Below are 23,367 nucleotides of genomic sequence, written 5' to 3'. Positions count from 1 at the left end.
TGGTTCTGGTCCGGAACCTTCTGCGGCTTCGTGTCGGGGACCTTCTGCTGGTTCTGGTCCGGAACCTTCTGCGGCTTCGTGTCGGGGACCTTCTGCGGGTTCTGGTCCGGAACCTTCTGCGGCTTCGTGTCGGGGACCTTCTGCGGGTTCTGGTCCGGGACCTTCTCGGGGGTCGTGCCCGGGACCTTCTCCTTCTGCGGGTTCTGGTTCGGGACCTTCTCCGGCTTCGTGTCCGGGACCTTCTCCTTCTCCGGGTTCTGGTCCGGGACCTTCTCCGGCTTCGTGCCCGGGACCTTGTCCGGCTTCGTGTCGGGGACGTCCTCCGGCTTGTTCTGCGGGTTCTGGTCCGGAACCTTCTCCGGCTTGGTGTCCGGCACCTTCTCCTTCTCCGGGTTCTGGTCCGGGACCTTCTCCGGCTTCGTGCCCGGCACCTTCTCCGGGTTACGGTCCGGAACCTTCTCGGGGTTCCGGTCCGGGGGGACCTTCTCCGGCTTGGTGTCCGGCACCTTCTCCGGGTCCTCGTGGGGCACCCTCGGCTTCGTGTCCGGCACCTTCCCGGGCTGCTTATCGGGGTCCTGGCCCGGGACCTTCCCCGGGTGCTGGCCCGGATGCCTCTCCTCCGTCTCCTCGTGGGGCGGGGGCAGGACCGGGTACGGCGAGTCCGGCTTCTGGCCCTGGGGAGGAGGCACCTCGTGGTCGTGCCTGCCCTGCACGTCTCCGCTCGGGCGCACGTACCACCCCTTGCGGTGCTGGTCGAACATGGTGACGGCCTTCACCGGCTTCTCGGCGGGTTTGACCGCAACGAGGCCGGAGGACCTGAACGACGACCACTGCTTGCCGCTGTACGTCTGCTTGCCCTTGACGGCGACGGGCGGAGCCAGCGGGTTGCCGCAGGCACAGCGCACGCGCGGGACACCGCGGTCGTCGACCAGGACGGGCGTGCCGGCCTGCAGGATCGCCTGATAGCCGACGGGCGCGTCGTTCTTGTACCCGTGGTTGGTGACCCGGGTGTCCCAGGCCAGCCGGACGGGCGTCAGCGAGCGCAGATAGGCGGGAATCTCGGGCTGCCGGATACGCAGGGGGGCGGCGAACGCCTTCCCTTTCGCCGGGTGCTCCCCGAGGAACTTGATCTGCTTTTCGACGTCGCAGCTCGCGACGTTCCGTGTGCCCCCGTACAGCCCCGGGTACGCACCGTTGACCTCGAGCGTGCGATTGGTGTCCCTCGAAGTGGCAGCGGTGACGGGCGTGACCTCGGTCGTTTCGGACTCCGTGGCCGTCGAGGGGGTGAACGGATTGGGGCCGGCCGCCGAGGTGGCCTGGAGGAAGACCTCGCCCCCTGCTGCCTTGTTCCCGCCCATGACGGTGAAGCCGAGGACCACCGCCGTCGCCATGGCCACCACGCCGGTGGCGCTCAGCACGGTCTTGCGTGACCGCCATCCGCGAGCCGGCGCTCCGCGACGCCCACCCGGCTCGTCCTGCCCACCCGGCTCGCCCGGCTCGCCACTGACGGTCGGCGGGCCAGGAGGACCCGGCGGGGGCGGGGGCCCTGATGACGGAGGCCCCGGCGGCGGGGGATGTTCGTTCGTCGGCCGATCGGACAGCGGACCGGACGGGGGGCCGGTGGGGCGCTCGCCCGAAGGAGGTAGGGAACTCACGACACTCTCCCCCTGAGGCAGGACATCGGGAAAATGATGGTTGTTCGCATCTGCGCGCTCCTTACAGTCATTATGGCCTCCGCGTCCAGGAGGCGCGGATCATGGAAATTCGACTCCCGCGAAAAAGGTGAAGAGGCGGCCGGACGGGCCCGGCCTCCACGAATCGACGCGGGTGGGCCCCTGCCGTGCGTGAACCCAGGTCTTGAGTAAGCCTCTGGCTCAGCGGTCGCGTCATGTCGCGGCTTTTCGGGACTTGACAGGTGACCGGAGCCCCGATGGGCCGCTCCTCCGTGACGGCGCACGGCTCAGAGGCCCGGGCCCGGGCCCGAGCCCGGGCCCGGTCGCCGGAAGAGCCGGTTCTCCAGGCATTCCGTGAGGTACGGAACGCCATCGGTGTGGCCGGAGCCGTGCGCATCGCCGAGCATGCGCGCGGCGAGGCCGCGGTGGGCTGCCTTCCACCGCTGGTGCCTGGCTTCCAGCCGGCCGAGCGCCGCGTCGAGGCGGTCCCACCGCATGCGGTCGGAGCCTCCCCCGCTCCCGAGGTCGCGATACGCCTGGGAAACGGTGTCGTGGCCGGGAGCCACCACCTCGGCCCGTACGGCGGGCACACTCGTGAAGGCGGCCGAACGCAGGCGTGGAACGGGCGGAACACCACACAGGCTCTCGAACCGCTTGTACTGCTCGGACTGGATGGCGCTGGCGCCCTGGGTGTACTGCCGGAAAGCGGAGAACTGCTCCGCCCGCATCGTGGCGACCACGCGGAACAGTGCGGCAGCCCGCTCGAACCTCTCAACCGCGTGCTCTATTCGTTCCGCGCCCTCCTCGGGGCGCCCCGCGCGCAATGCCCCGGTGGCCGCCTTCATGTCTGCCGCCATCGCGGTGAAGAGCATTTCGTGGGTCTGCAGGACCCGGATGAAGAAGTACTCGTCGTGCAGTACGTAGACGGGCTGCACGGTGACGTCGAACCACCGCCAGGCGTTCGTCGCCGGGGGCCGGGGTAGGTGATCGAGGAGATCTTCCAGGCGGGGCCGGGCTGTGTGTGCCACCCGTGACGGCAGGTCGCCGACGTCCGGCGGGCCGGGTCCCTGCGTCACGAACCTCAGGGCGTGGCGCACCCTCGTGCCCAGCGTCGCCGGATCCGGCCGGCCCCGGCTGGGCCCCTCCCGGGAGCCGCCCGCCGCCTTGACCTCGAAACGGACGACGTCGGCCATGAGCATGATGGACATCCGGTCCGCGCTCAGCCCGGAGCGCCGTTCGTCCATGAGGAGCTCCAGGACGGGCAGCGCGAGGTAGGTGCGGTTCCAGAAACGTCCCTCGTGTTTGTCGAGGATGCAGTCGAGAAAGGCGTTGAGCAACGGACGGTCTGCGGCATGCCGGCGCCGGACATGGCTCAAGCGGGCCAACATGTGCTCCGGCAGGAAATGTTTTCCCGTCCGACGCACGTGTTCCGTGAGGGACCGGGCCAGGGAGAAGCCGTCGGATTCCACCGGCACCTGATCGGCTGGCGCCCAGCGCTTGAGTCCCCGCAGGACCGAGGTACGTACTCCGCACTTCTCGCGGAGCGGGCAGGTGCAGCCGTCGGACCTTCCCCCGGGGCATCGCATCGTGCTGTTCTCAGAAGTCATCGCCACTCGTCTCCCATGTCGGTGTGCCGCAGTGCGACGCACGAACGCTGCCGGCCGACGGTCGGCCTCACGTCTGCCGGGCGGGGTACCGGATTCCACTAGGCCTGATCGGGAGACCGCGCGTCATGTCTCGGGAATTCGTGGCTTGACAGGTACGGGTGCGCTCGTGGCGCTCCGACCGCCGATGCCGGAACGTGATTCCGGAGCGTGATGCCGGAGCACGAACGCCGGGCCTCCGCCACCTACGACCACGGTGGTGGAGGCCCGGCGTCGTGGGGAGCCGGAAGTACGCGAAAGGGGATGCCCCGTCAGGAACTGCCGCTGCGGAAGGCCGTGGCGCGCACGGTGGTGCCGCAGAGCGCGAACTCCCCACCGTCGTCAGGCGCCAGCTGGAGCCCGCCCCCTCCCACGCCCAGCACGATCGAGGGTGCGACGGTCGGCTCGGCACCGGAGGCGCAGTACCCGTCGGCCTCACCGAGCACCGGGGTGAAGGTGAGCCGGGTCCAGGCCTGGCCGCCGACCGGCAGGAGCACGGGGCGCGCCTGGCCCTGACGTACCACGATCAGGGGCTTGTTGCGGTCCGGCGACCCCTGGCCGGCGAGGGCCACGGTGGGATACCCCTTCAGGACGCAGGCCTTCGGGCCGTCGTTGATGACGGTGATCCGCACCTGGCTGCCACCGGTCCGCTGCGCGCTGTTCGCGATGAGCTGATTGCTCGTACAGGGGGCGACGGGTGCCTGCCGCCCCGCCGACTGCTGCCCCGCCGGCTGCTGCGCCACCGCGCCCGGACCGGCGGCCAGCACCAGGCCGCACGTCACGGCGCCCGTCACGAGCCACCGGGTCGGGGCGCCGGCCACGCGGCCATGCATCGTGCCCTTCAGCGTTGTGCCCTTCATGGAGTCTCCTCACGGATCGCAGGACGCCCGCTCACCCCGACCGCGCACCTGGCTCCCCTTCGGCCGCATCCTCCCCCAGCGTCGCACCGCCCCGGACGGACGGCGCGCTTAGCGCTCTGACCTGGCCGTGTGCTGGGAGGGGCGCCGCCACCGCGCGCCCTCGCACTGCGGACGCCGGAGAGGCTGTGGGCCTCCGGCGTCCACAGTGCGAGGGCGTGCGTGTGTGTGGGGCGGCTCGCCGGGACGTAGTCCCCGGGGGCCTGCGGGGCCGTCAGCCCTCACTTGCCGAGCTTCGCCTTCAGGTCCGCCTTGAGCTGCTTCTTGATCTGCCCCTTGTTGACCTTGTTCACGGTGCCGCCCGTGCCGGTGCCGTCACCGCCGACGGCCGTGGCGTCACCCAGGTTGGTGGCATCGGCACTGGCGTTGCCGCCGGTGGCGTTGCCAGTGGTGATCACGCACTTGCCCTTGCAGCTGCCGACACCGGAGTTCGCGGCACCACCGGTGGCCGTGCCACCGACCGTGGTGTTCTCGGCGTTGGCGTCACCGCCGGTACCGATCCCGTCGGCACTGTCGCCGTGGGCGAGGGTGACGGCCTGCTGCGGGACCGCGGCCGGGGCGGCCATCGCCGTCGCCGGCAGCGCGATACCGCCACCCACCAGCGCCAGGGAAGCTCCGGCCAGAACGACACGACGGGTCGAGAAACGCTCGAACATGGGATTCTCCATTCAATATCAAAAGAGTCTGCACACCGCCCCCTCGAAACAGATCGGGAGCAATTTCTTCGGCCTCACGTTCTCCGGGAGTTCCCGGTGAGGGCGCACTTCAAATAAACCCTGCGCGGGAACGCGCGTCACGCCACTTGAATACGTGGCTTGACGCATAGAACCGATCTTGGTAGTTGACCGTCGCCGCACCCTCGAAGGCCGGGAAGGGCGCGTGAACACGCCGCACTTCACCAGTTCCTGCTCATGGCATGATCCGCACGATAACGTCGGGCCTCGAATAGCCGCCCGCTTTGCCACAGGCGGAGACCTCACACACGAATCCCGGAGAATTCCGATGAACGAGCGTTCCTGGACCCGTCGTCTCGTGCTGGCCGCGGCTTCCGTGGCACTGGCCGGCGGCGTGGCGCTGCCGGCGACCGCGGTGGCCGCAGCGGCGGTTCCGCAGTACGGCTACGGCAGCCTCATCAGCACCGCGGGCCATGGTGCCCCCGGCGTGTGCGAGGGCCTGTGCCACGGCACCACCAACACCGGGGTGGGCGACGGCGCCTCCGGCGCGTGCAAGGGCCTGTGTCACGACAGCACCAACACCGCGGTGGGCGACGGCGCCTCCGGCGCGTGCGAGGGCCTGTGCGGCGGCAGCACCAACACCACGCTAGGGACCGGTGCGTTCAACGAGTGCACGGGCCTCTGCGGCACCAGCACCAACACCTCCGTGGGAGACGGTGCCTTCACCTCGTGCAGCGGCCTGTGCCAGGACAGTGTCAACACCGTCTGGAACGGTGAGGTTCTGAGCGGTGACGTGGTGAGCGGCGGCCGCTCCGCGTCCGTGACCTCGGTCGGACAGGGCCCGCAGGCCCGAGGCGCCAAGGGTGCCGGCAACGGCGGCGGCGCCAGCGCCGTCAGCGGCAATGCCAACGCCGAGAACACCACCGTCGGAGGTACCGCGACCAGCGGCTCCGCCACCTCCGGCGGCGTCGGCACCTGCATCGGCAGGTGCACGATCGTCACGGGTGACGCGACGAGCGGCGATGCCAGCGCAGACGCGACCAACACCGGCAACGCCAGCGCAGTGAGCGGTGACGCGACCGCTGCGGGCTCATAGGCCCTGGATCACCTCACTACGCAACGGACGCCGGAGAGGCCCTGGGCCTCTCCGGCGTCTGCTGTGCGTGGGGCGGCTCGCCGGGACGGGACTCCCGGGGGCTGCGGGGCTCTCAGGGCCCTCACTTACCGAGCTTCGCCTTCAGGTCCTGCTTGATCTGGTTCTTGATGACCTGCTTGTTGACCTTGTTCACGGTGCCGCCCTTGCCGGTGCCGTCACCGCCGACGGCCGTGGCGTCACCGAGGTTGGTGGCGTCGGCGCTGGCGTTGCCGCCGGTGGCGTTGCCGGTGGTGATCACGCACTTGCCCTTGCAGTTGCCGACACCGGAGTTCGCGGCGCCACCGGTGGCCGTGCCGCCGACCGTGGTGTTCTCGGCGTTGGCGTCACCGCCGGTACCGATGCCGTCGGCGCTGTCGTCGACAGGGGCGAGGGTGACGGCCTGCTGCGGGGCGGCGGCCGGGGCGGCCATCGCGGTCGCCGGAAGGGCGACACCGCCACCCACCAGCGCCAGGGAAGCTCCGGCCAGAACGATACGACGGGTCGAGAAACGCTCGAACATGGGAATTCTCCATTCGGTGTAAAAAGAGGGGGAAATACCGTCCCGCGGAACGGGCCGGGGTAATTGTTTTCGGCCCGTATCTCCGGGGGTTCCGGTGGGGGCGTACTTCAAATAAACCCTGCGACGGGGCGGGTGTCACACCACTGGAATACGTGGCTTGACGTCCGGAATCGATCTTGGTAAAAGCCTGGGCCGGCGTGAATTCCTGCTCTCGCGCCCAGGCCGCCGAGCCGACCGGGACCGCTTCCGGACGGGGTCGCCCTTCTCGGTGCGGAGGCGCTCGACGGCCGTGTCGCCGTGCGCGCGGGTGAGTGCGTGGCCGCCCCGGCCGCCGTCGTGGTCGACGCCACGCGTCGGGACCCGGCCCTCGCGCACCTCAGCGCCCGCCGGACGACCCGTCGCCCCGCGGTACAGCCGGTCACGCCGGGTCCGCACCGCAAACGCCGCAAGCCCCGGGCGAGCCGCGTCCACGACGCGCTCGCCACGCGCCCCGTCCCCCTCGCCATCCGTACGGGGTGTACGCACACCCCGTACGGATCACGCCGGGAAGCCGGCGGCGGGTTGCTCATGACCGGCCGGGCTCGACCGGCCGCGGCCGGCACCTTCAAGGCGGCCGGCGTCCTCACCCTGAACGGTGGTGTCTCCGCGACGACCGGCAGAACGACCGCAGCCCTGCCGGTGCGGTCCCGGGCTGCGCCGGCTGCGGGTCGGCCGGCGCGTCCGGCCTCAGTTCCCGCCGGTCGGCGCGGTAGTGGCCCGCGCCGCCCTCGCCCGCGCCGGCGGGGTGGGCTGCGGGGAGCCCTGCAGGGCCAGGGCGGTGAGCACGACCAGTGAGTCCGTCCAGCCCAGGGGCGCGACCGAGGACGGCAGCCCGGCCCCGTTCACGGTTTCGGGAAGCTCTCCCAGACCGTTCCGCTTCGAGAGGACCCAGTCCAGCACCCTGCCCGCCCTCGCCTGTTCGCCCGTACCCGACCAGGCGAGGGCGAAGAAGGAGGTGCTGGCCGTCCAGGCGTACGGTCCCCAGCTGAAACCGGGGTCGTTGCCGGGCGAGACGCCACCGTTGGGCAGCAGCAGCGCCCGGTAGGTGGAGTCCAGCGCTCCGCCGAGGCCGGGCGGGGCGGCGTTGAACGGGGGTGCCATGAACGCCACCGCACTGTCCCGGCCGTGCTCGCCGTCGACGGTCCGCCCGTATCCCAGCGGAGCGAAGGCGGAGGCGATACCGGCAGACAGCCGCCGGGCCGCGTCCCCCCAGCGCTCCGCGTCCTCGCCCAAGCCCAGCCGGGCCGCCAGGTCGGCCGAGGCGTTGAGCCCGGCCAGCAGCGGAGCGGCGGTGCCGATGTTGGTGGTCGCGGTGTCCAGCTCCCAGTAGTCCGGGGACGCCGGCGGCAGCCCGTCCGGCCCCAGGGACCGGGCGGCGTAGTCGGCCGCCTTCCGCACCATCGGGTAGAGCGCGCGCAGTCGCTCGTCCCGTCCGCCCGGCGCCGCCGCCCGGTACCACTGCCAGGTGGCCCAGGGCACCCAGCCGTTGCCGTCCAGCTGCCACTTCCGGGCGTCGGGCGGTCCGCTGCCGTCCAGCTCGGTACGGGCCTCCCAGGTCCCGTCGGCCCGCTGGGTGCGCGCGTCGTAGCCCAGGATCCGGTACGCCTCCTCGTCGTGCCCGGTGGCGGCGAAGGAGACGGCGGCGAAAGCGCCGTCCCGGGGCCAGGAGTACTGCCAGGCCGGCGACCATCCGGCAGCGAACGCGCCGTCCGGCTTCAGCAGGGCCCGCATCGACAGCAGCGCGCGCTGCGATGCGGCTCGCTGCGCGGCGGTGGTCCCCGGCACCTGGCCCGCGGCCAGCCAGGCGCGGCTCTCGTCGATCTGTGCCAGGGCGCCGGAGTCGTCCGCCGCGACCACGGTGGACGCGGAGGAGCCGTCGGGCAGGTACCGCCACCGGCCGGAGGGAAGACGCAGCACGTTGCTGCCGTCGACGTAGGAGGCGCCGACGGCGAAGGAGGGCAGCACGGCCTCGGTGGCCACCCGGTTGGTCAGCAGCCCCGCGGTACGGGCCGCGAGTGCCGAAGCGGGGACGTAGCAGGGCTCCGTCTCCCCACAGCGCTCGCTCCCTGTGGGATTGACGTGGAAGGCCGTCCGTGAGGCGTCGGCGTGCCAGCCGCCCCAGTACGCCTCGTCGTAGTTCCAGCTGGTCAGCGAGCCGGGTACGGACTGCCGGGTGCCGTACCAGGCGATGGGCTTGCTTTCCGTCGTGGTCGCCTGGACGAACAGGTAATACGTGGCGCCCGCGGTGACGGCGGCGCTGACCGGGAATTCGACCCAGCCCGCGCCGGCGCCGCCCAGGGCGGCGAGGTTCAGCGTCTTCGAGGCGACCGTCGACCCGGCGTCGGTGCGGACCCGGCGGACCTGGGCCGTCACCGTCCCGGTCGCCGCACCGCTGCCCAGGTAGACGCTGACCCGGGAGAGCCGGGTGCCGGAAACGGTGAAGGCCTGGGCCGCAGCGTTGTTGGTGGACTTCACGCTGAACAGGGCGGTTTCGCGGTGGGCCTGCCCGTCGTAGGGCACGGCTGCCGCCGCGCGGGGGAGCGCGGCGGGAACGCCCGTCAACGCCAAGGAGAGCAGGGTGGGCAGCAGGGCCCTCGCGATCGCCATCGGTTACAGGCCCTTCCGTCGCTCGACGGGCGCGCCGGGCGGAGGGTGCCGGGGCGCCGAAAGCTGGACCCACCTTGCACGCATCCGGACCTGGGGGCGGGGGAGTCGGGACGTGTCCCACCGGATGGGGCCGTAACGACATCCGATCGTGTGACAGAAACAGCGGCAGGCGGATCCGGCGCGTTGTCGCCTGGATCAACTCCCCGTCGCGAGTCCTCCGTTCGCCGGCGCAGGCGGTCGACCGTTACCCCGCGATCCGGGTCTTCGCGGCTCGACCGCGCTGTGGGTCCGCGGCCGGCCGGTCTCCGGCACGCCGTCGGCCAGCAGGCAGCCGGCGTTGACGGTGCGTGCCGTTGTCCGCGCTCACCGACGCTCGCCCCGCGCCGCTGATCCGTCAGAGGTCCGAACCGTTCCGCCCGCCCGCAGCCCACTCGCTGACATCAACAGGCGCGCTCGTATTCGACCTGGTCAAGCGCCTGACCGTCGCCGAAATCGAACACTCGTACGGCACCGGATTCGGTGAAGCCGCACTTGGTGTAGAAGCGGCGGGATTGCGGGGTGTCGCGCAGCGTCCACAGATGAGCCGCAGCGTAGCCCTCGGCGCGGAGACGGCGCAGCGTCCCGGTCATCAACACGGCGGCGACCCCGCTGCCCCAGCTGTCCGGATGGCTGTAGAAGCTACAGATCTCCGCGACACCTGGCCCGGCCGGCGACGGCAGGAAGACGGACAGCGCCAGGGGGCGGCCGTCGAGGACGGCGAGCAGAATCGTCCCCGCGCCTTCCCTGAGCCGCGCATGCCATCGGCTTCGCCTGCTGAGGACCCCGCGGGCGGCGAACTCCGGCTCGAAGAAGGGGCCGTAGGCCACCTCCCAGGCGGCGGCATGGATCTCGCCGAGCACGCGGCCGTCATCCGGACCGGCGTCACGAATCTCAATCATCCGATCATGTTGCCAGGCCGTGGCGTGGCAGGGGAGCGGCGTGCGTTCAGGGACCGACCTGCCGGCCGGCCGGAGGCAGGGCGCGCAGGAGGTCCCACAGCGGTCGGGATCCGCCGGCCCATTCGGCGAGGACGTGGCGGTCCACCAGGTGGAGTCGTTGGGACTTCGCGAACCGGGCCGCGTTGTCGGTGATGCGGCCGTTGGTGAGCATGACCAGGACGTCGCCGTGGTGGACCTGCCTGCCGGTGCCGTTGAGGACGTGGAGGTCGGGGGTGCCGACGGGTTTCCCGGACCAGCCGTCCTTCCGGTGCTTGCACTGGATGACCCACCGGCGCCCGTACGGGTCGGTGGCCTTGACGTCGGCGCCGTTGTCGCCGTGCCCGCCGACCTGCTGCGCGTCCGCGCAGCCGTCTCGGCGCATCAGGTCCCGCACCGCGAACTCGAACTCCCGGTGATGCAGACCATCGAGCTGTCCGAGCGCGTAGCGCAGGCCGCTCGCCCGTACCTGCGCCCAGCGGGCGGCCTCCCCGCGGCGCCACGCCCACGCGGCGGCACCCGCGGCTGCCGTCAGCAGCAGGGCAACGACGGTCCCGGGGCGGGCGGACAGCCACCGCAGTGCGGCTGTCGCCAGGCTGAACAGGACCGCGGCCGCGAGAGCGGCGAGAACCACCTGCTCCAGGCGCTGCTTCTGCTGCCGCCGGGGCTGCCGCCGGGACTGTCGGCGGGGCTGCCGCCGCGGCCGCCGACCGGAACGCCGGACGGGACGACGCCCGCTCACCTGATGCTCCCCGGGCGGGGACGGGCAGCGCGGTGCGAGGCCGCAGGGCATTTCCCGGCCGGGAGGTCGAGGCGGTCTCCTGTGGTCACTGGCCGGCCTGGGAGACGCCGCTGACGAGCCGGCCAAGGAAGTCGGCAGCGCCCTGACCGACCTCCGTGGGTGCGAGGACGATCCCCAGCGCCAGAACGATGATCACGGTCATCTTCTCGTCGAAGCGGCTCCGGGCCTCCGTGCGGCGGCGCAGCCGCAGGACGACGATGACCACCAGCAGTACCGCCACGTTGATCGTCAACAAGCGCCCAGCCCCCCGCCTGAATCCCCACGGGGCAGCGGACGACGGCCCCTCCCTCTTGTGTAGCCCGAGGCGGGCGGCGCTGTGGTCGGATCTCCGGTGATTGGCGGCAACGCGATGCGCTGGCCGAATCCGCGGGGCCGCGCGTTCGAAGACGCCCCGGGGCACGTGAGGATCAGGCCGTAGCGCGTGCGTCACCGGCGCAGGCACGGGGACGAGCCCGCTGCCGGTCCCGGATCAGGGACGGTTGTGCCCTGGTGAGCCCTACGGCGCGTCGTCGTCGAGCAATTCACGCTTGACGGCCTCGAAATCGGCCAGTGCCTGGGGGTCGCGGCGGTGGTAGTCGCGCCAGAAGCCGGGTCGCTGCCACAGTGCGTGAGCCAGACTCAGGCCGCCCTCCTCCAGGGCGAGGGCCCAGCACGGTGGCACGCGGGTGTCGAGCACGTCGAAGTCGGCGACGTCCCACATCAGTCCCGGCCCCTGCGCATGCTCGCCCAGCACGCGGATCTGCACCTCGCTGCCGGCGAGGACCTCGATCTCCAGCACCGTGTAGATGCCGCCGACCCGGATTCCGTCGTACTCCTGGACGGGTATGTCGGCCTGCGGATGAATGATCTTGATGCACCGGACTCGCATGGGGCGAGTCTGGCAGCAGAATCGATTCCGCTGCCCCGGCAGCGCGTCCTCGTCCGTGACCGTGTCCCACGTCAGGCAGGCGCCCTGAAAGATGCCGTGCCCTGGAGCGTCCCGGATCTCAGGTCAGCTCAAGGGCGCGGCATCACCACCCGATGGGCAATCGGCGAGACCATCTACCCATGCCAAGGCTCGCCGCCCGAAACCGCCGACGATCTTGTCCGCCACCGCTCCGCCACCCGCGCGTCCGGCATCTGCCCCTGACGCGAACACGGCGCGGGGACCCGCTGCGCGCACCGCAGCTCATTGCCACCCGCCAGGAGCACCTCGGGTGAGTGGACGCGACGCCCCCCGCCCGTTCGCACCGCAGACCCCTGAGACGGTCGTCGGTGAGGCCCGCTGGCCCATGGCCGCTGCCGTGGTGGCCGCGATCGCGCTGACCCTGCTGCTGCCCGACGACATGCGTCTGGCAGCACGCTGGGTGCTCCCTGCCGTCGAGGGGCTGCTTCTTGTGGCGCTGATCGCAGGCGATCCCGGCCGCATCGACCGCCGCTCCACCATCTTGCGCGCCGCTTCGATCGCGCTGGTCGGCGTCCTGGCGCTCAGTGCCGTGTGGTCGACGATCCGGCTGGTCGACGACATCATCCACGGTGGGAAGGAGACCAGTTCCGCCGCCAGCCTGCTGCAGGTGGGCGGGACCGTCTGGGCAACCACCGTTCTGGCCTTCTCCCTGCTGTACTTCGAGCTCGACAGCGGCGGAGCCGCCGCCCGTGCCCACCGCATGCCCCACACACCCCAACTCGCCTTCCCCCAGCACCTCAGCCCCGAGCTGGATCCGCACTGGAGGCCGCGCTACATCGACTACCTCTACCTCGCGCTCACCAACGCCACCGCCTTCAGCCCCACCGACGTCATGCCGCTGGCGGCCTGGGCCAAGATCGCCATGAGCGTCCAGGCCCTGGTCTCGCTGCTCATCCTCGGCCTCGTCATCGCCCGCGCCGTCAACGTCCTCGCCTGAGGGCCGCGGGCTTTAACCGGCAAGATCCAGAAGAGGGGACTAGCTAGTGCTGTGACCGGCAAGGTCCACCGGGTCGCGGCCCCCGGCACGGCACCTCGCCGCGTTGTCGGACCACGCCGGTACGTCCAGTACGGGCCGCGGCCCTCCGCCTTGCGATGCACGGCGCCTGGGGGCCCCTCCCAGCGGTGGCTGGGGGAGCCGCGACCCGGCAAACCCTTCCGGCCACAGCACTAGATGATCGATTCCAAGGGATCGGCCGCGCGCATGAGGCGGGCGAGCCCAACGTCAGTGTGTGAAGACAGAGCTGGACTCCCTCGCGACCGCGATTTACGTGAAGACCGACGACCTGCTGAAGGCGTCGCCGCATCTCGCACCCTCGCGCCCGGTCGTCGGGATTGCTCCGCGGCTGACCGATGCCGAGCTAGTCACACTCGCGATGATGCAGGCCATGCTCGGCGTCACCTCCGAGGCCAGGTGGCTCCGCCATGCCCACGCTCACCTGCGGCATCTCTTCCCCTACCTGCCGAAGCAGCCCGGCTACAACAAGCGACTGCGCAAGGCTGCCGATCTGCTTCGCCGGGTCACCCGGACCCTCGCCACCGGCACCTCCGTGTGGAGCGACGACGTGTGGATCGTGGACTCCACACCCGTGGAGTGCGGCCGCTCCCAGGAGACCGTCAAACGCCCCGACCTGGCCGGATGGGCCCAGTACGGGTACTGCGCGAGCCACAGCCGCTTCTTCTGGGGCCTTCGGCTGCACCTGGTGTGCACCCTCCAGGGCCTGCCGGTCGCCTTCGCCCTCACCGGAGCGAAGACAGACGAACGCGAGACCCTGCTGGACCTGCTCGCGGCCGAACCGGGCCTCGTCGCCGCCCGGCCCGGCCAGACGCTGATCGGCGACAAGAACTACTTCGGCCGCGACTTCGAGCGTCCGTTGGCCGAGCAGGGCATCCGGCTGCTGCGACCGGCCCGCAAGGGCGAGCCAGAGCGGCCCGGCGCACCACTGTTCTCAAGCCCTTGCGGCAGGTCGTCGAGTCGGTCAACGAGACCTTCAAGGGCCAGCTCGACCTCGAACAGCACCGAGGACGCACACCCGGCGGTGTCATCGCCCGCGTCATGCAGCGCATCCTCGCTCTTACGGCCGCGATCTGGCACAACGACCACACAGGCCAGCCCGTCCTGCGCTCACTGACCGCCTACGACCACTGACCATGTCCGTTGCCAACGGAACCGGCCCGTCTGTCACTGATTACCGCTGGGCGGGTGCTCACTCGGCGATCTCCGCTTGGCGGCGCGGGGTGCGATGGCGGCGGTGGTAGGAGACGGTGACGGCGGCTAGGAGCGGGCCCCAGAGGAACAACGGTTGGTAAAGGATGCCGACGACGAGGTTTCCGCTGTGCGTCATGTCATCGTGTGGAAAGGTCCACCACCAGGGGACGAAGGCCCAGAGCAGGGTCAGGGCCGCCGCACCGAGGGCGGCAGGAACCACAGCAGCCATGGGGCGGACTTTTCGCCCTCCGATCAGCGGTACCCAGTGGGGCACGACCTCGCCCCACGGCCGTACCAGACCAATCGTGAGGAAGGCTGCGAGCTCGCAGAGCACGCTGAGTGACAGCATCCATACCTTCGCGCCGATCGTCTGGAAGCTCTCAAAGTCAACGTCGGTGTACCCGGCGGGGTATCCGAGCACCAGGGCAATGCGCCACAGTCCGCTCGGCAGGACTACCCATGTCGTCAGATGCGCAGCCCAGACAGCCCAGCGGGGTGGCGCCGCTGCGGAGATGACGGGCGAGGCGCTCGTTTGAATGCTCATGCCACTCATCGTCACGCGCCGCCAACAAGGCTTCATCAGCCTGCGCGACCGACTCAGACGGCCCTGTGGAACGAGAGCGGGACGGTGGCTTCCCCCGGGTGGGGGAGGCCGCCGTCATCCTCCAAGGCCATGTCCTCCACGACGCCTGCCGCGCTTCTCCGGCACGCGGTCACCAGCGGCGGCTGGGTTCCCCGCCAAACATGCTGGATTTATTGACAAGGGACAGACCCCTTGGAATCGATCTTCTAGCCGACGTCGATCACGTCGTCGCAAGCCGTCGACTCCGGGATCGGTGTGCGGGAGCCGACGGCCTTCACCCACGCTTCCTCCCGGGAGACGGCGCCGGGCCCGCTGATCTCGTCGGCCCCCCACACCCACATCCCGCCTTCCTCGACGCTCTTCCCGATCGCCACGGTGTACCGCTGCCCCGGCTCCAGCACCTGGATCTGCGGCTCGTACGTCGTGAACGATCCGTCGGCCTGCCGCCGGGCGGCCTGCGCGAGCGTGACCACGGCGGGCGGCTCCCCCTTCAGCACCCGGTCCACGCTGAACTTCGACACGATCACCCCGCCCTGATCGTCCCCGCGCCCCGGCCCGTTCGCGCGGTACCCGACGCGTTCGGTCACGGTGCCGATGGCGACCTGATGGGCGAAGGCGGCGACGTACTCGGGCCGGGACAGGTCCGGGGAGCACAGGGAGTGGACCGTGGCCGGCTCGCCCGACCAATAGGCGTACGCCGAGGCCCCGGCAGCGCACAGGGCGGCGGCTGACACCACGGCAGCGGTGGTCTTGCGGTTCATCATCAGCCCCAGAGCTTCTTGTAGTTGTCCTTGTCGACCGGCTGCGGTCCGGTGATCGGCGGGTCGTCACGCACCTTCGTCCACATCAGTGACGCGATGGCGTCCGACTTGTGGCACAGCCCCAGGGCGTGGCCGAGTTCGTGAGCGCCCACGGCGCGCTGGAAGTCCCGTGAGCGGCCGGTCATCTTCTTCCGGTTGAAGCGGATGATGTCGGTCGCCCCGATCCGGTCGTCCCACACGTACTGCGCCACGGCGTCACCGGTACCGCCGTCTACGTCCCGGAACGCGAGGTCGTTGACGGTGGTGGCACCGTCCGCCGCGACCTTGATCTTGTGTCCGGAGTAGGACCAGCTGGAGATCGCCCACTTGCGGGAGTCGTCGTAGCCGGTCTCGTCCGTCCACCTGATCTCTCCCTCGTCCACGGCGCTCTTGTGGCGCGTCTCGGTCTCGCCTTTGATGCACGGGGCCGCCGCGCGCGTGGACGGGGCTGAGGCCGTCGCGGGGTGCGGTACGGCGAGGAAGACGACGGCGGCGGTAGCCGCGGCGAGGCCCAGCGGGCGGGCACGGGGATGGGTCATGGCGCGGCAGCGTAGCGCCGGTGGTGATCACGCCGCGCGACGCCGCTCGTGTGGGTGATCAGATCGCCGGTGAGGCGTTCTGTGGTCGTTCGTGCGTTCCCGAGCCGGCGGGGCGCCGGCCTCGGGCGTCGGCGGCGCAGGTGGGTGGAGACGCAGCCGGCCCCGGGGGACGGGGGTCCTCCAGGGCCGGCCGGTTCAGCTGTCGGAGGCCTCCGCGTCCGCGTCCACGTGCACGTCCGCGTCGGTGTCGGCGTCGGGGTCGGGGATCCACGAGCCGTGGATGCCCGCGGTGACGCGGCGCGGAAGGTGGACGGTGGCGATCCGGTCGAGGTCGGAGGCGTCGAGGACCAGGAGCTGTGAGGCGTCCTGCTTGAGGTCGGAGATGACGGTGAGCAGGTAGCCGTCGTCCTCGCGGGTGGCGCCTGCGGCGGGGACGAAGACGGCTTCGCTGGGCAGCCGGGCGTCGCCGGCCCGGTGGATGCGGCGTGTGCCGGTGGTGCGGTCGTACTTGACGACGCCGTAGCCGCCTTGGCCGTCCTGATCGGGGAAGGAGACGGCGTACTGGTACCGGTGCTCGGCGCCGAGGTAGTCCTCGTTGAGGGTGGGGAACTCGACGGCGAGGTCGTCGATGACCTGCTCGCCCACGCTGCCCGCGGCCAGGTCGATGACCCAGCGACGGCTGTACGAACGGGTGTTGGGCTCGGTCCCGCGGCCGGGGGCGCCGACCCACCAGTTCCAGGAGAGCCGGAAGCCCTCCCGGTCCACGGACGGGCCTTCCAGCACGATGCGGCCGTCGGCGTCCTCGTAGGCGTTGGCGGCGTGCAGCATGTTGCCGGGCTCGATGGAGAACCAGCGGATCTGCCCGGCGCCCTGCGGACCGCGCGGCATGACGCCGATCCGGGCCGGCTGTTGGTCGTTCCAGCCGTAGGGGATGCCGGAGTGCTCGGCCGGGTCGAAGGTGACGGTGCCCTCGACGAAGACCACGTGATGGCGGGTGAGGGCGAAGTCGTGCTTGAGGGCGGCGGTGGCTCCCGGCACTTCGGAACTGTGCGTGACCCGACCCTTCGCGTCGGCGACGTAGTACGTCAGGAAGGGCGGGAACGGCGAGGAGCCGAAGAAGTGCAACTCACCGGTGAGCGGGTCGGACTTGGGGTGTGCGGTCATCGCGCTGCGCAGCTTGCCGTCGAAGTCGTAGGCGCCGACGGTTTCCAGGTCGCGGGTGAGCTCGAAGGGGAAATTGGCCTCGCACAGGGCGAGCAGGCGTCCGGCGTGCTCGATGACGTGGGTGCCCGCGGTGCTGGCGGTCAAGTCCGGGCCGTGCTCGGTCATGTACGGGGCGCCGTCCAGGGCCGGGGTGTGCACCCAGCGGTTGCGGTACCACTCGGCGCGGCCTTCCCGCAGACGGATGCCGTGGACCATGCCGCTGCCCTTGAACCAGTGCGAGGGCGTGACGCCCGGCTTGGGATTGTGGCTGTTGCGGATCAGCCGGCCCGTCAGCTCCGGTGGCAGGCTGCCCTCGACGGTGAGCCCGGTGGCGGTGATCTCGTCGGCCGCGGGGGTGTAGTGGCCGGTCAGATAGGGCTTGCTGGTCATGGTGGAACCTCGCTTCTCGAAGGTGGAAGTCGGCCGGGGGAGGGGCGCCGAGCGCAGGCTGATGGAACGTCAGGCAGTCTGCTCGGCGCGGGCTTTGAGGGCCGCGAGCCAGGCGGTCAGGGAGTCGTCGAGGGCCTGGCGCAGCTCTGTGACGGCGGCGTCGACGGGGGCGCCGCTCCAGGACTCCTCGGTGCGGACGGTGACCTGGCCGCCGGTCTCCTCGAAGGTCCAGACGTGGACGCCCTCGATGCCGTTGGCGGGGCCGCCCCAGACCAGGCGCTCGCCGGGGACGACCTCGCGGATGGTGGAGGTGATGTCCAGGCCGTACGTCTTCCAGCGGAAGGAGCTTCCGGGCTGCAGCGGGCCGTCGAGCTCGGCCTGGTCGACGTCCGCGTTCCAGTCGGCCCAGGCGTCGATGTCGGTGTGCAGGGCCCAGACGTGCTCCAGCGGGGCGTTGATCGCGGTGGACAGGCGGACGATGACGGGGGCGGTCTCGTCGATGGTGAACATGGTGTGTGTCGTCCTCTCGGTGGATCTGGTGATGGGGTCGGTGGGCGCGGGGTCGGACGGCGCGGCGGTGTCGGTCGTGAGCGCGGCGCCGGGGCTGCGGCTGAGGGCGATGGATTTCACGACATACTCCATGTGTGGTTAACCACTCACAAATGACGCCTAAAGAAAGGCGGGGCTTTCACCCCGCCGACAGCCAGGCCGTGGGCGGCAACGGGTATCAGTAGTGCCTGATGCCCGCCGCCAGCGTCCGGGTCCAGGGGGCGTCCACCTCGTCGGCGCCCATGGAGACGATGAGGTGGCACAGCATGCCGCGCGCGAAGAACTCCTGGACCTGCTCCTCGGTCCCGCCCGAGGCGCCGCGTACGTACTCCACCAGCCGGGCGTAGCCCTGGCGGACCGCCTCGCGCACGGCTTGCTCGGACACGGCCGCCGCCTGGGCGTGGAGCTGGATCAGCATCAGGTCGTTGTCGCTGATCAGGCGGGCGTACGCCTCCCCCATGGCGCCCAGGACCACCTCCGGCGAACTGCCCGTCGCGTCGGCCACCGCTCGCTCCAGGCCGGCCCGCACCTGTACGAAGCAGTGCTCAACCACGGCCGTGAACAGCAGTTCCTTGTTCGGGAACAGGCGGTAGACGTACGCCTGGGAGATGCCGGCCGCCCTGGCCACCTCGGTCGTGGTGGTGCCCCAGTAGCCGCGGGCGGCGAAGGCGCCGATCGCGGTACGCAGCACCGTCTCGCGGCGCTCCTCGGCGGTGGACAGCTGGCGGGGGCGTTCCGTCTTCATGTGAGTACTCAACCACTCACACCTATGAGTGTCAACCCGCTGCTCGCTCCTGCCTGCTCCTGTCCGCTCCGGCCCGGATCCCGCGAGCGGCGAGGGGGCCGGGCGGTCAACGCAGCGGTGTGCAGGGGGTGTGGGAGGGAGGATGGTCCGTACACTGCGGATGATCAAGGAAAAGGGAGTGATCACTCCTCTCCCGTTCTCAACGTACAGCGCACCGGGGGGCTTGCGGCAAGCCCCTGATCGTGCCGCAGAATCGCCGACCGAGGCCAAGACCTGGGGGAATGGGAGTCACGGAATGCGTGTGCTGTTGTCCGCGTACGATTCGCGCGGGGGCGTCGAACCGCTGGTGGGACTTGCTGTGCGGTTGCGGGAACTGGGTGCGGAGGTGCGGGTGTGCGCGCCGCCGGACGAGGAGTTCGCGAAGCGGCTGGCAGGGGTCGGCGTGGAGATGGTGCCCACCGGCCGGTCGGTGCGCGCATTGGTGACCGGCAGGACGCCGCCCTCGCCGGCGGGCGTGCCCCGGCGCGCCGCGGAGCTGGCCGCCGCGTTCTACGACAACGTCACCGCAGCGGCCGAGGGGTGTGACGTGCTGGTGGCGACCGGCCTCGTGCCGGCGGTGGCGGGCGTGAAGGCGGCGGCCGAGAAGCTCGGCATCCGGTACGTGTACGCGAGTTACCAGCCCGTCAGCCTGCCGTCGCCGCACCACCCGCCGATGCCGCGGCCGGGCCGGCCGCTCCCTTCGGACGTGACCGACAACCAGGTGCTGTGGGACCGGGACGCCCAGGACGCGCAAGCGGTGTTCGGCGAGGCGGTCAACACCCACCGGGCCTCGGTCGGCCTGCCGCCGGTCGGCAACGTCCGCGACCACGTCTTCACCGACACGCCGTGGCTGGCCACGGACCCGGTCCTGGCCCCGTGGCAGCGGCCGGCCGACCTCGACGTGGTGCAGACCGGCGCGTGGGTCCTGCCGGACGGACGCCCGCTCCCCGCAGACCTGATGGCGTTCCTGAACGCCGGCACACCACCGGTGTACGTGGGCTTCGGCAGCATCCCCATGCGCGATCCCCAGGGCGTCGCCCGGGAGGTCGTCGAAGCGATCCGGGCGCAGGGCCGACGCGCCGTCGTCTCGCGCGGCTGGGCGGACCTGGACCTGATCGACGACCGCGAGGACTGCTTCGTCGTCGGCGAGGTCAACCATCAGGCACTGTTCCGCCGGGTGGCCGCCGTCGTGCACCACGGTGGTGCGGGAACGACGACGACGGCCACCTGGGCCGGCGCGCCCCAGGTGGTGGTGCCCCAGGGAGGGGACCAGCCGTATTTCGCGGGCCGGGTGGCCCGGTTGGGCATCGGTGCGGCGCATGACGGTCCGACTCCGACCGCCGGGTCGCTGTCAGCCGCGCTCCGGACGGCCTTGACCCCCGAGACCCGCGAACGGGCGGCCGCCGTGGCCGCGGAGTTCCGCACCGACGGGGCGGCGGTGGCCGCGAAACTGCTGTGCGACGCCGTCAACTGCGGGCGGCCGCCACTGTCCGCCTGAGCCTCCGCGGGACCGACGTGCCGCGGGCGCCACCCGTCGCCGGGCTGCGCCGCCGACTCCGTCTCCGCATGCCCTAAGAACCGGCACGCACTGAGGAGTTCTGCGACGCAGCCCGACGGCCGACGAGCGGACGACGCGGCCCGTGAGCGGCAGCACCGGCCTCCGGGATCGCCCGGCCAGGGGTTCTCTACTCGCCGGCCGGGGGACGGGGCTCACGCCGCATGGCCCACAGCACCGGCCCGCCACCCGGCAGTCGCACCTCCTCGCGCACGGCGAAGCCGAAGTGCTCGTAGAAGGGGAGGTTGGACGGCTTGGAGGACTCCAGGTAGACGGGCAGGCCCGCCGCGTCGGCCTCGGCCAGCCCCGAGCGCAGCAGCGCGGCCCCGTGTCCCTGGCCCCGGGCGGCCGGGTCGGCGCCGATCACCGCCAGGTACCAGTGAGGTTCCGTCGGTGCGTGCTCGGCCGCTGCCACGACGGCATCGCGGAAGAGCGGAGCCCGGTCACCGAGGATGTTCTGGAGCTCCTCGATGGTCTCCGCGTCGGGAACGGCCTTTGCCTGCCCCTCGGGCGACACCCAGAAGGCGGCCGCTGCGCCGGTGCGCTCGCACACGCCGTGGTGGACGTACTGCCGGGTGAAGAGGGTGGTGAAGTATCGGCCCAGGTCCGCCTCACGGGTGGAGTCCTCGGGGAAGAACCAGCGCATCATCGGGTCGTCGTCGAAGGCGAAGGCCAGGGTTCGGCTGATCAGTTGAGCGTCAGCGACCGTTGCCTTCGTCACGGTGTTCGTTATCGCCATATAGATCATTCTGCACCCTTGATGATCTTCAACCTCCGGCGGGTGTCAGCTCACGGGACAGGGGGCCGGCGACAACGCGGCTCGACCGGCATGTGGCAGCATCCGCCGCATGACGAGTACCCATGGGGGCGGCGGCCTCGACCTGTTCCGGGAAGGGGACTTCCCCTTCTTCACGCTGACGTTCGTACGGGGCGTGGCGCCGGCTGAGGTTCTCAGCCGCATGGGCGTGGACCCGTCGACCCTGGCGCTGCGCGACGCCACGGACCTGTCCGACGACTTCGACGACGACTTTCTCGACGACGACGAACCGGTCGTCACCACCGGCACTGACGGCCCGTGGACGTGGGCATGGGAACAGGGCGGCATGCACGGGCTGGACGAGCGGATCCTGCAGGCCGTCTCCACGGGAACCGAGGCCGTGGTGCTGCACTACAACGAGAAGCCGATGCACTGGTTCAAGTACGCGGTCAACGGCGAGACCGTCGTGGACTTCCACACGCTCCAGGAACTCGAACCGACCGGACAGGACCCGACAAGGCTGGACGAGCACATGAGGCCGCTCGGGCTCGTTCCTGGCCGGGTCGCGCCCCTGTACGGCGTCCTGGCGCTGGCGGAGGACGCGTTCGGGATCCGCCTGACGAAACCCGGCGATGTCGACGACGCGCGTTGGAGCGGAAGACTGGATCCGCTCCCGGGCTGAGCCCTCGACCCCGGAAGGGCCGTGCCCGCGTCGGCAACCGTCCCTTCGGTCAGGCGAGCAGGATCCGCCCAGCTGCGCCGTACCGTTCGCCGGCGCCGGTTCACCGGCCGCAGCGGGCTTTCGCCGGCGCGGTGCTGCCCAGCCGTCACTGACGTGCGCGTACCGGCCTCGGCCGCCGCTCCGCCACGAAGGGCCGGGAGGCGACGGTGATGACGACGGAGATCGCGGCCAGGGCGGTGATCGCGGTGCCGGCGGTGAAGTGTTGGGCGACGGAGCCGGCGATCGCGGCTCCGATGCCCTGCCACGTCATGCGGCCGGCGGACTCGACACCCTGCACCTGGCCCTGGACGGCGTCGGGGGTCGACGCGAGGAGCTGCTCCTGGAGCGGCAGGGTGGCGGCGAACCCGACGCTCGCGATGAACACCGCGGCCATCACCACCGGAAGGGGCGGGTGGGCGGCGAACAGCAGGTACGGGAAGGCCAGCAGCAGCCGCAGCGCGAACGCGTGGCGGCGCCGCCCGTCGGCGCTGAGCAGCCGCCCGACGACCAGGTCTCCGAGGAGCATGCCGGCCGATCCGGCGGCCAGGAGGGCGCCCGCGTGGCGCGGGGAGTACGAGATGAACAGGGCCTCGCACCCGACCACCAGGCCATTGGGGACCCACAGGTTCAGCAGGAGGGCCCGCTGGCCGGAGTGGGAGAACAGCGCGGCGTTGGTGGTCCAGGTCTGACGCAGTCCGGGGCGGCGGGTCAGGCGGATCGAGTGTTCCCGGACGGTCGTCGCCACGACGACGAGCGCGAGTCCGGTCAGGGAAGCGGCCATGACGAAGACGCCCTGCGGGTTCAGGTACCGCAGCAGCAGGGCGCCGAGGGCGTAGCCGAGGACCGCCATGCCGCCCGAGGTGATGTTCATCAGCGAACGTGCGAGCGCGTACGTGGAAGTCGGCGAGACCTCGGCGAGCAGCCCCATCCGCGTTCCGGTCCCCAGGGACTGGAAGAACCCCAGCACCAGGAGGAGACCGAACCGGACGGCCAGCGGCAGCCCCGGGATCGCCTGTGCCGCGATACCCGCCAACGAAACGCACTGGAGCGCCACGAGGGTCCGGCGAGGTCGGCCCCCGTCCGCTGCCGACATCAGCGTCAGCGCGCCGAGCACCGTCGCGAACGTGGCGCCGTACATACTGACGGCCGTCAGGAACGGAGACCGTGTCTGATGGCTGACCAGCATGCCGAGGGCGAAGCCCGAAAGGGTGGTCGCGGCGGTCGTCAGAGTGAAGCCGGCGTACAGGCCGGCGAACTCCCGGTTGCGGAGCAGGGCGCGGTAGCCGGTGACGGAGGGCGGCGTGGTGGGTGGAGAGGTGTCGGATGGCATAAAAAAAGCCTCCGGACGCA

22 protein-coding genes and 1 pseudogene are annotated in these 23,367 nt (G+C 71.0%); 5 read left to right on the top strand and 18 right to left on the bottom strand.

What is annotated here, in order from left to right:
* From ACFCZ1_RS05255 to ACFCZ1_RS05240, 4 genes are all read right to left on the bottom strand, one after another.
* On the bottom strand, nt 1–1,418 hold a 1,418-nt coding region (locus tag ACFCZ1_RS05255), incomplete at its 3' end, for a DUF6777 domain-containing protein (RefSeq protein ID WP_376677002.1).
* A 542-nt stretch (nt 1,419–1,960) separates the two neighbouring features.
* Nucleotides 1,961–3,049 (bottom strand): tryptophan 2,3-dioxygenase family protein, encoded by a 1,089-nt coding sequence (locus tag ACFCZ1_RS05250; protein ID WP_376677001.1) that lies wholly within the window; start codon nt 3,047–3,049, stop codon nt 1,961–1,963.
* A 539-nt stretch (nt 3,050–3,588) separates the two neighbouring features.
* Nucleotides 3,589–4,176 carry a DUF4232 domain-containing protein gene (locus ACFCZ1_RS05245; RefSeq protein ID WP_376677000.1) on the bottom strand — a complete coding sequence of 196 codons (588 nt, stop codon included), beginning with the start codon at nt 4,174–4,176 and terminating at the stop codon, nt 3,589–3,591.
* 278 nt (nt 4,177–4,454) lie between these two features.
* On the bottom strand, nt 4,455–4,889 hold the full coding sequence (locus ACFCZ1_RS05240; RefSeq protein ID WP_376676999.1) for a hypothetical protein: 435 nt from the start codon (nt 4,887–4,889) through the stop codon (nt 4,455–4,457).
* Between the two features lie 346 nt (nt 4,890–5,235).
* On the opposite strand from ACFCZ1_RS05240, the gene ACFCZ1_RS05235 reads away from it, so the two are divergent.
* Nucleotides 5,236–6,003 (top strand): hypothetical protein, encoded by a 768-nt coding sequence (locus tag ACFCZ1_RS05235; protein WP_376676998.1) that lies wholly within the window; start codon nt 5,236–5,238, stop codon nt 6,001–6,003.
* A gap of 121 nt (nt 6,004–6,124) precedes the next feature.
* On the opposite strand, the gene ACFCZ1_RS05230 is transcribed toward ACFCZ1_RS05235, so the two are convergent.
* From ACFCZ1_RS05230 to ACFCZ1_RS05205, 6 genes are all read right to left on the bottom strand, one after another.
* Complete coding sequence (locus tag ACFCZ1_RS05230) at nt 6,125–6,562, bottom strand: hypothetical protein (protein ID WP_376676997.1); 438 nt, start codon at nt 6,560–6,562, stop codon at nt 6,125–6,127.
* A 726-nt stretch (nt 6,563–7,288) separates the two neighbouring features.
* The gene (locus ACFCZ1_RS05225; RefSeq protein ID WP_376676996.1) at nt 7,289–9,208 is read right to left on the bottom strand and encodes a hypothetical protein; all 1,920 of its coding nucleotides are present in this window, start codon (nt 9,206–9,208) and stop codon (nt 7,289–7,291) included.
* Between the two features lie 440 nt (nt 9,209–9,648).
* A complete protein-coding gene (locus ACFCZ1_RS05220) occupies nt 9,649–10,107 on the bottom strand; it encodes a GNAT family N-acetyltransferase (protein ID WP_376676995.1) in 459 nt (152 codons plus the stop codon).
* An 85-nt stretch (nt 10,108–10,192) separates the two neighbouring features.
* Nucleotides 10,193–10,924: a restriction endonuclease gene (locus tag ACFCZ1_RS05215; protein WP_376676994.1), complete on the bottom strand. Its 732-nt coding sequence runs from the start codon at nt 10,922–10,924 to the stop codon at nt 10,193–10,195.
* An 85-nt stretch (nt 10,925–11,009) separates the two neighbouring features.
* Nucleotides 11,010–11,219 (bottom strand): hypothetical protein, encoded by a 210-nt coding sequence (locus ACFCZ1_RS05210; protein WP_376676993.1) that lies wholly within the window; start codon nt 11,217–11,219, stop codon nt 11,010–11,012.
* Between the two features lie 261 nt (nt 11,220–11,480).
* Complete coding sequence (locus tag ACFCZ1_RS05205; protein ID WP_376676992.1) at nt 11,481–11,852, bottom strand: hypothetical protein; 372 nt, start codon at nt 11,850–11,852, stop codon at nt 11,481–11,483.
* Nucleotides 11,853–12,180: 328 nt separating this feature from the next.
* Here ACFCZ1_RS05205 and ACFCZ1_RS05200 point away from each other — a divergent pair, with 328 nt between their 5' ends.
* Together ACFCZ1_RS05200 and ACFCZ1_RS05195 are read left to right on the top strand one after the other, a co-directional pair.
* Nucleotides 12,181–12,867, top strand: a complete 687-nt coding sequence (locus ACFCZ1_RS05200) for a hypothetical protein (RefSeq protein WP_376676991.1) — start codon at nt 12,181–12,183, stop codon at nt 12,865–12,867.
* 292 nt (nt 12,868–13,159) lie between these two features.
* A pseudogene (locus tag ACFCZ1_RS05195) lies at nt 13,160–14,076 on the top strand (IS982 family transposase).
* 58 nt (nt 14,077–14,134) lie between these two features.
* Here ACFCZ1_RS05195 and ACFCZ1_RS05190 read toward each other — a convergent pair.
* The 6 genes from ACFCZ1_RS05190 to ACFCZ1_RS05165 form a co-directional block, all read right to left on the bottom strand.
* Nucleotides 14,135–14,689, bottom strand: coding sequence for a hypothetical protein (locus ACFCZ1_RS05190; RefSeq protein WP_376676990.1), 555 nt, complete (start codon nt 14,687–14,689; stop codon nt 14,135–14,137).
* Between the two features lie 236 nt (nt 14,690–14,925).
* The gene (locus ACFCZ1_RS05185) at nt 14,926–15,483 is read right to left on the bottom strand and encodes a hypothetical protein (RefSeq protein WP_376676989.1); all 558 of its coding nucleotides are present in this window, start codon (nt 15,481–15,483) and stop codon (nt 14,926–14,928) included.
* Nucleotides 15,483–16,058, bottom strand: coding sequence for a matrixin family metalloprotease (locus ACFCZ1_RS05180; RefSeq protein WP_376676988.1), 576 nt, complete (start codon nt 16,056–16,058; stop codon nt 15,483–15,485). Before ACFCZ1_RS05180 ends, ACFCZ1_RS05185 begins: the two co-directional genes overlap by 1 nt.
* Nucleotides 16,059–16,253: 195 nt before the next feature.
* The gene (locus tag ACFCZ1_RS05175; RefSeq protein WP_376676987.1) at nt 16,254–17,651 is read right to left on the bottom strand and encodes a carotenoid oxygenase family protein; all 1,398 of its coding nucleotides are present in this window, start codon (nt 17,649–17,651) and stop codon (nt 16,254–16,256) included.
* Nucleotides 17,652–17,720: 69 nt separating this feature from the next.
* The gene (locus ACFCZ1_RS05170) at nt 17,721–18,281 is read right to left on the bottom strand and encodes an SRPBCC family protein (RefSeq protein WP_376676986.1); all 561 of its coding nucleotides are present in this window, start codon (nt 18,279–18,281) and stop codon (nt 17,721–17,723) included.
* Between the two features lie 97 nt (nt 18,282–18,378).
* On the bottom strand, nt 18,379–18,945 hold the full coding sequence (locus ACFCZ1_RS05165; RefSeq protein ID WP_376676985.1) for a TetR/AcrR family transcriptional regulator: 567 nt from the start codon (nt 18,943–18,945) through the stop codon (nt 18,379–18,381).
* Between the two features lie 295 nt (nt 18,946–19,240).
* On the opposite strand from ACFCZ1_RS05165, the gene ACFCZ1_RS05160 reads away from it, so the two are divergent.
* Nucleotides 19,241–20,482 carry a glycosyltransferase gene (locus ACFCZ1_RS05160; RefSeq protein WP_376676984.1) on the top strand — a complete coding sequence of 414 codons (1,242 nt, stop codon included), beginning with the start codon at nt 19,241–19,243 and terminating at the stop codon, nt 20,480–20,482.
* A 187-nt stretch (nt 20,483–20,669) separates the two neighbouring features.
* Here the strand turns inward: ACFCZ1_RS05160 and ACFCZ1_RS05155 are convergent, their stop codons facing one another.
* Nucleotides 20,670–21,287 carry a GNAT family N-acetyltransferase gene (locus ACFCZ1_RS05155; protein ID WP_376676983.1) on the bottom strand — a complete coding sequence of 206 codons (618 nt, stop codon included), beginning with the start codon at nt 21,285–21,287 and terminating at the stop codon, nt 20,670–20,672.
* A 100-nt stretch (nt 21,288–21,387) separates the two neighbouring features.
* On the opposite strand from ACFCZ1_RS05155, the gene ACFCZ1_RS05150 reads away from it, so the two are divergent.
* On the top strand, nt 21,388–21,978 hold the full coding sequence (locus tag ACFCZ1_RS05150) for a DUF6461 domain-containing protein (RefSeq protein ID WP_376676982.1): 591 nt from the start codon (nt 21,388–21,390) through the stop codon (nt 21,976–21,978).
* A gap of 145 nt (nt 21,979–22,123) precedes the next feature.
* On the opposite strand, the gene ACFCZ1_RS05145 is transcribed toward ACFCZ1_RS05150, so the two are convergent.
* Nucleotides 22,124–23,347 carry an MFS transporter gene (locus ACFCZ1_RS05145; protein ID WP_376676981.1) on the bottom strand — a complete coding sequence of 408 codons (1,224 nt, stop codon included), beginning with the start codon at nt 23,345–23,347 and terminating at the stop codon, nt 22,124–22,126.
* Nucleotides 23,348–23,367 lie beyond the last annotated feature (20 nt).

The organism is Streptomyces sp. NPDC056224 (assembly GCF_042267665.1).
Lineage (GTDB): Bacteria > Actinomycetota > Actinomycetes > Streptomycetales > Streptomycetaceae > Streptomyces.
The sequence above is the reverse complement of the archived record's forward strand: the minus strand, read 5'-3'. Positions and strand labels throughout refer to the sequence as shown.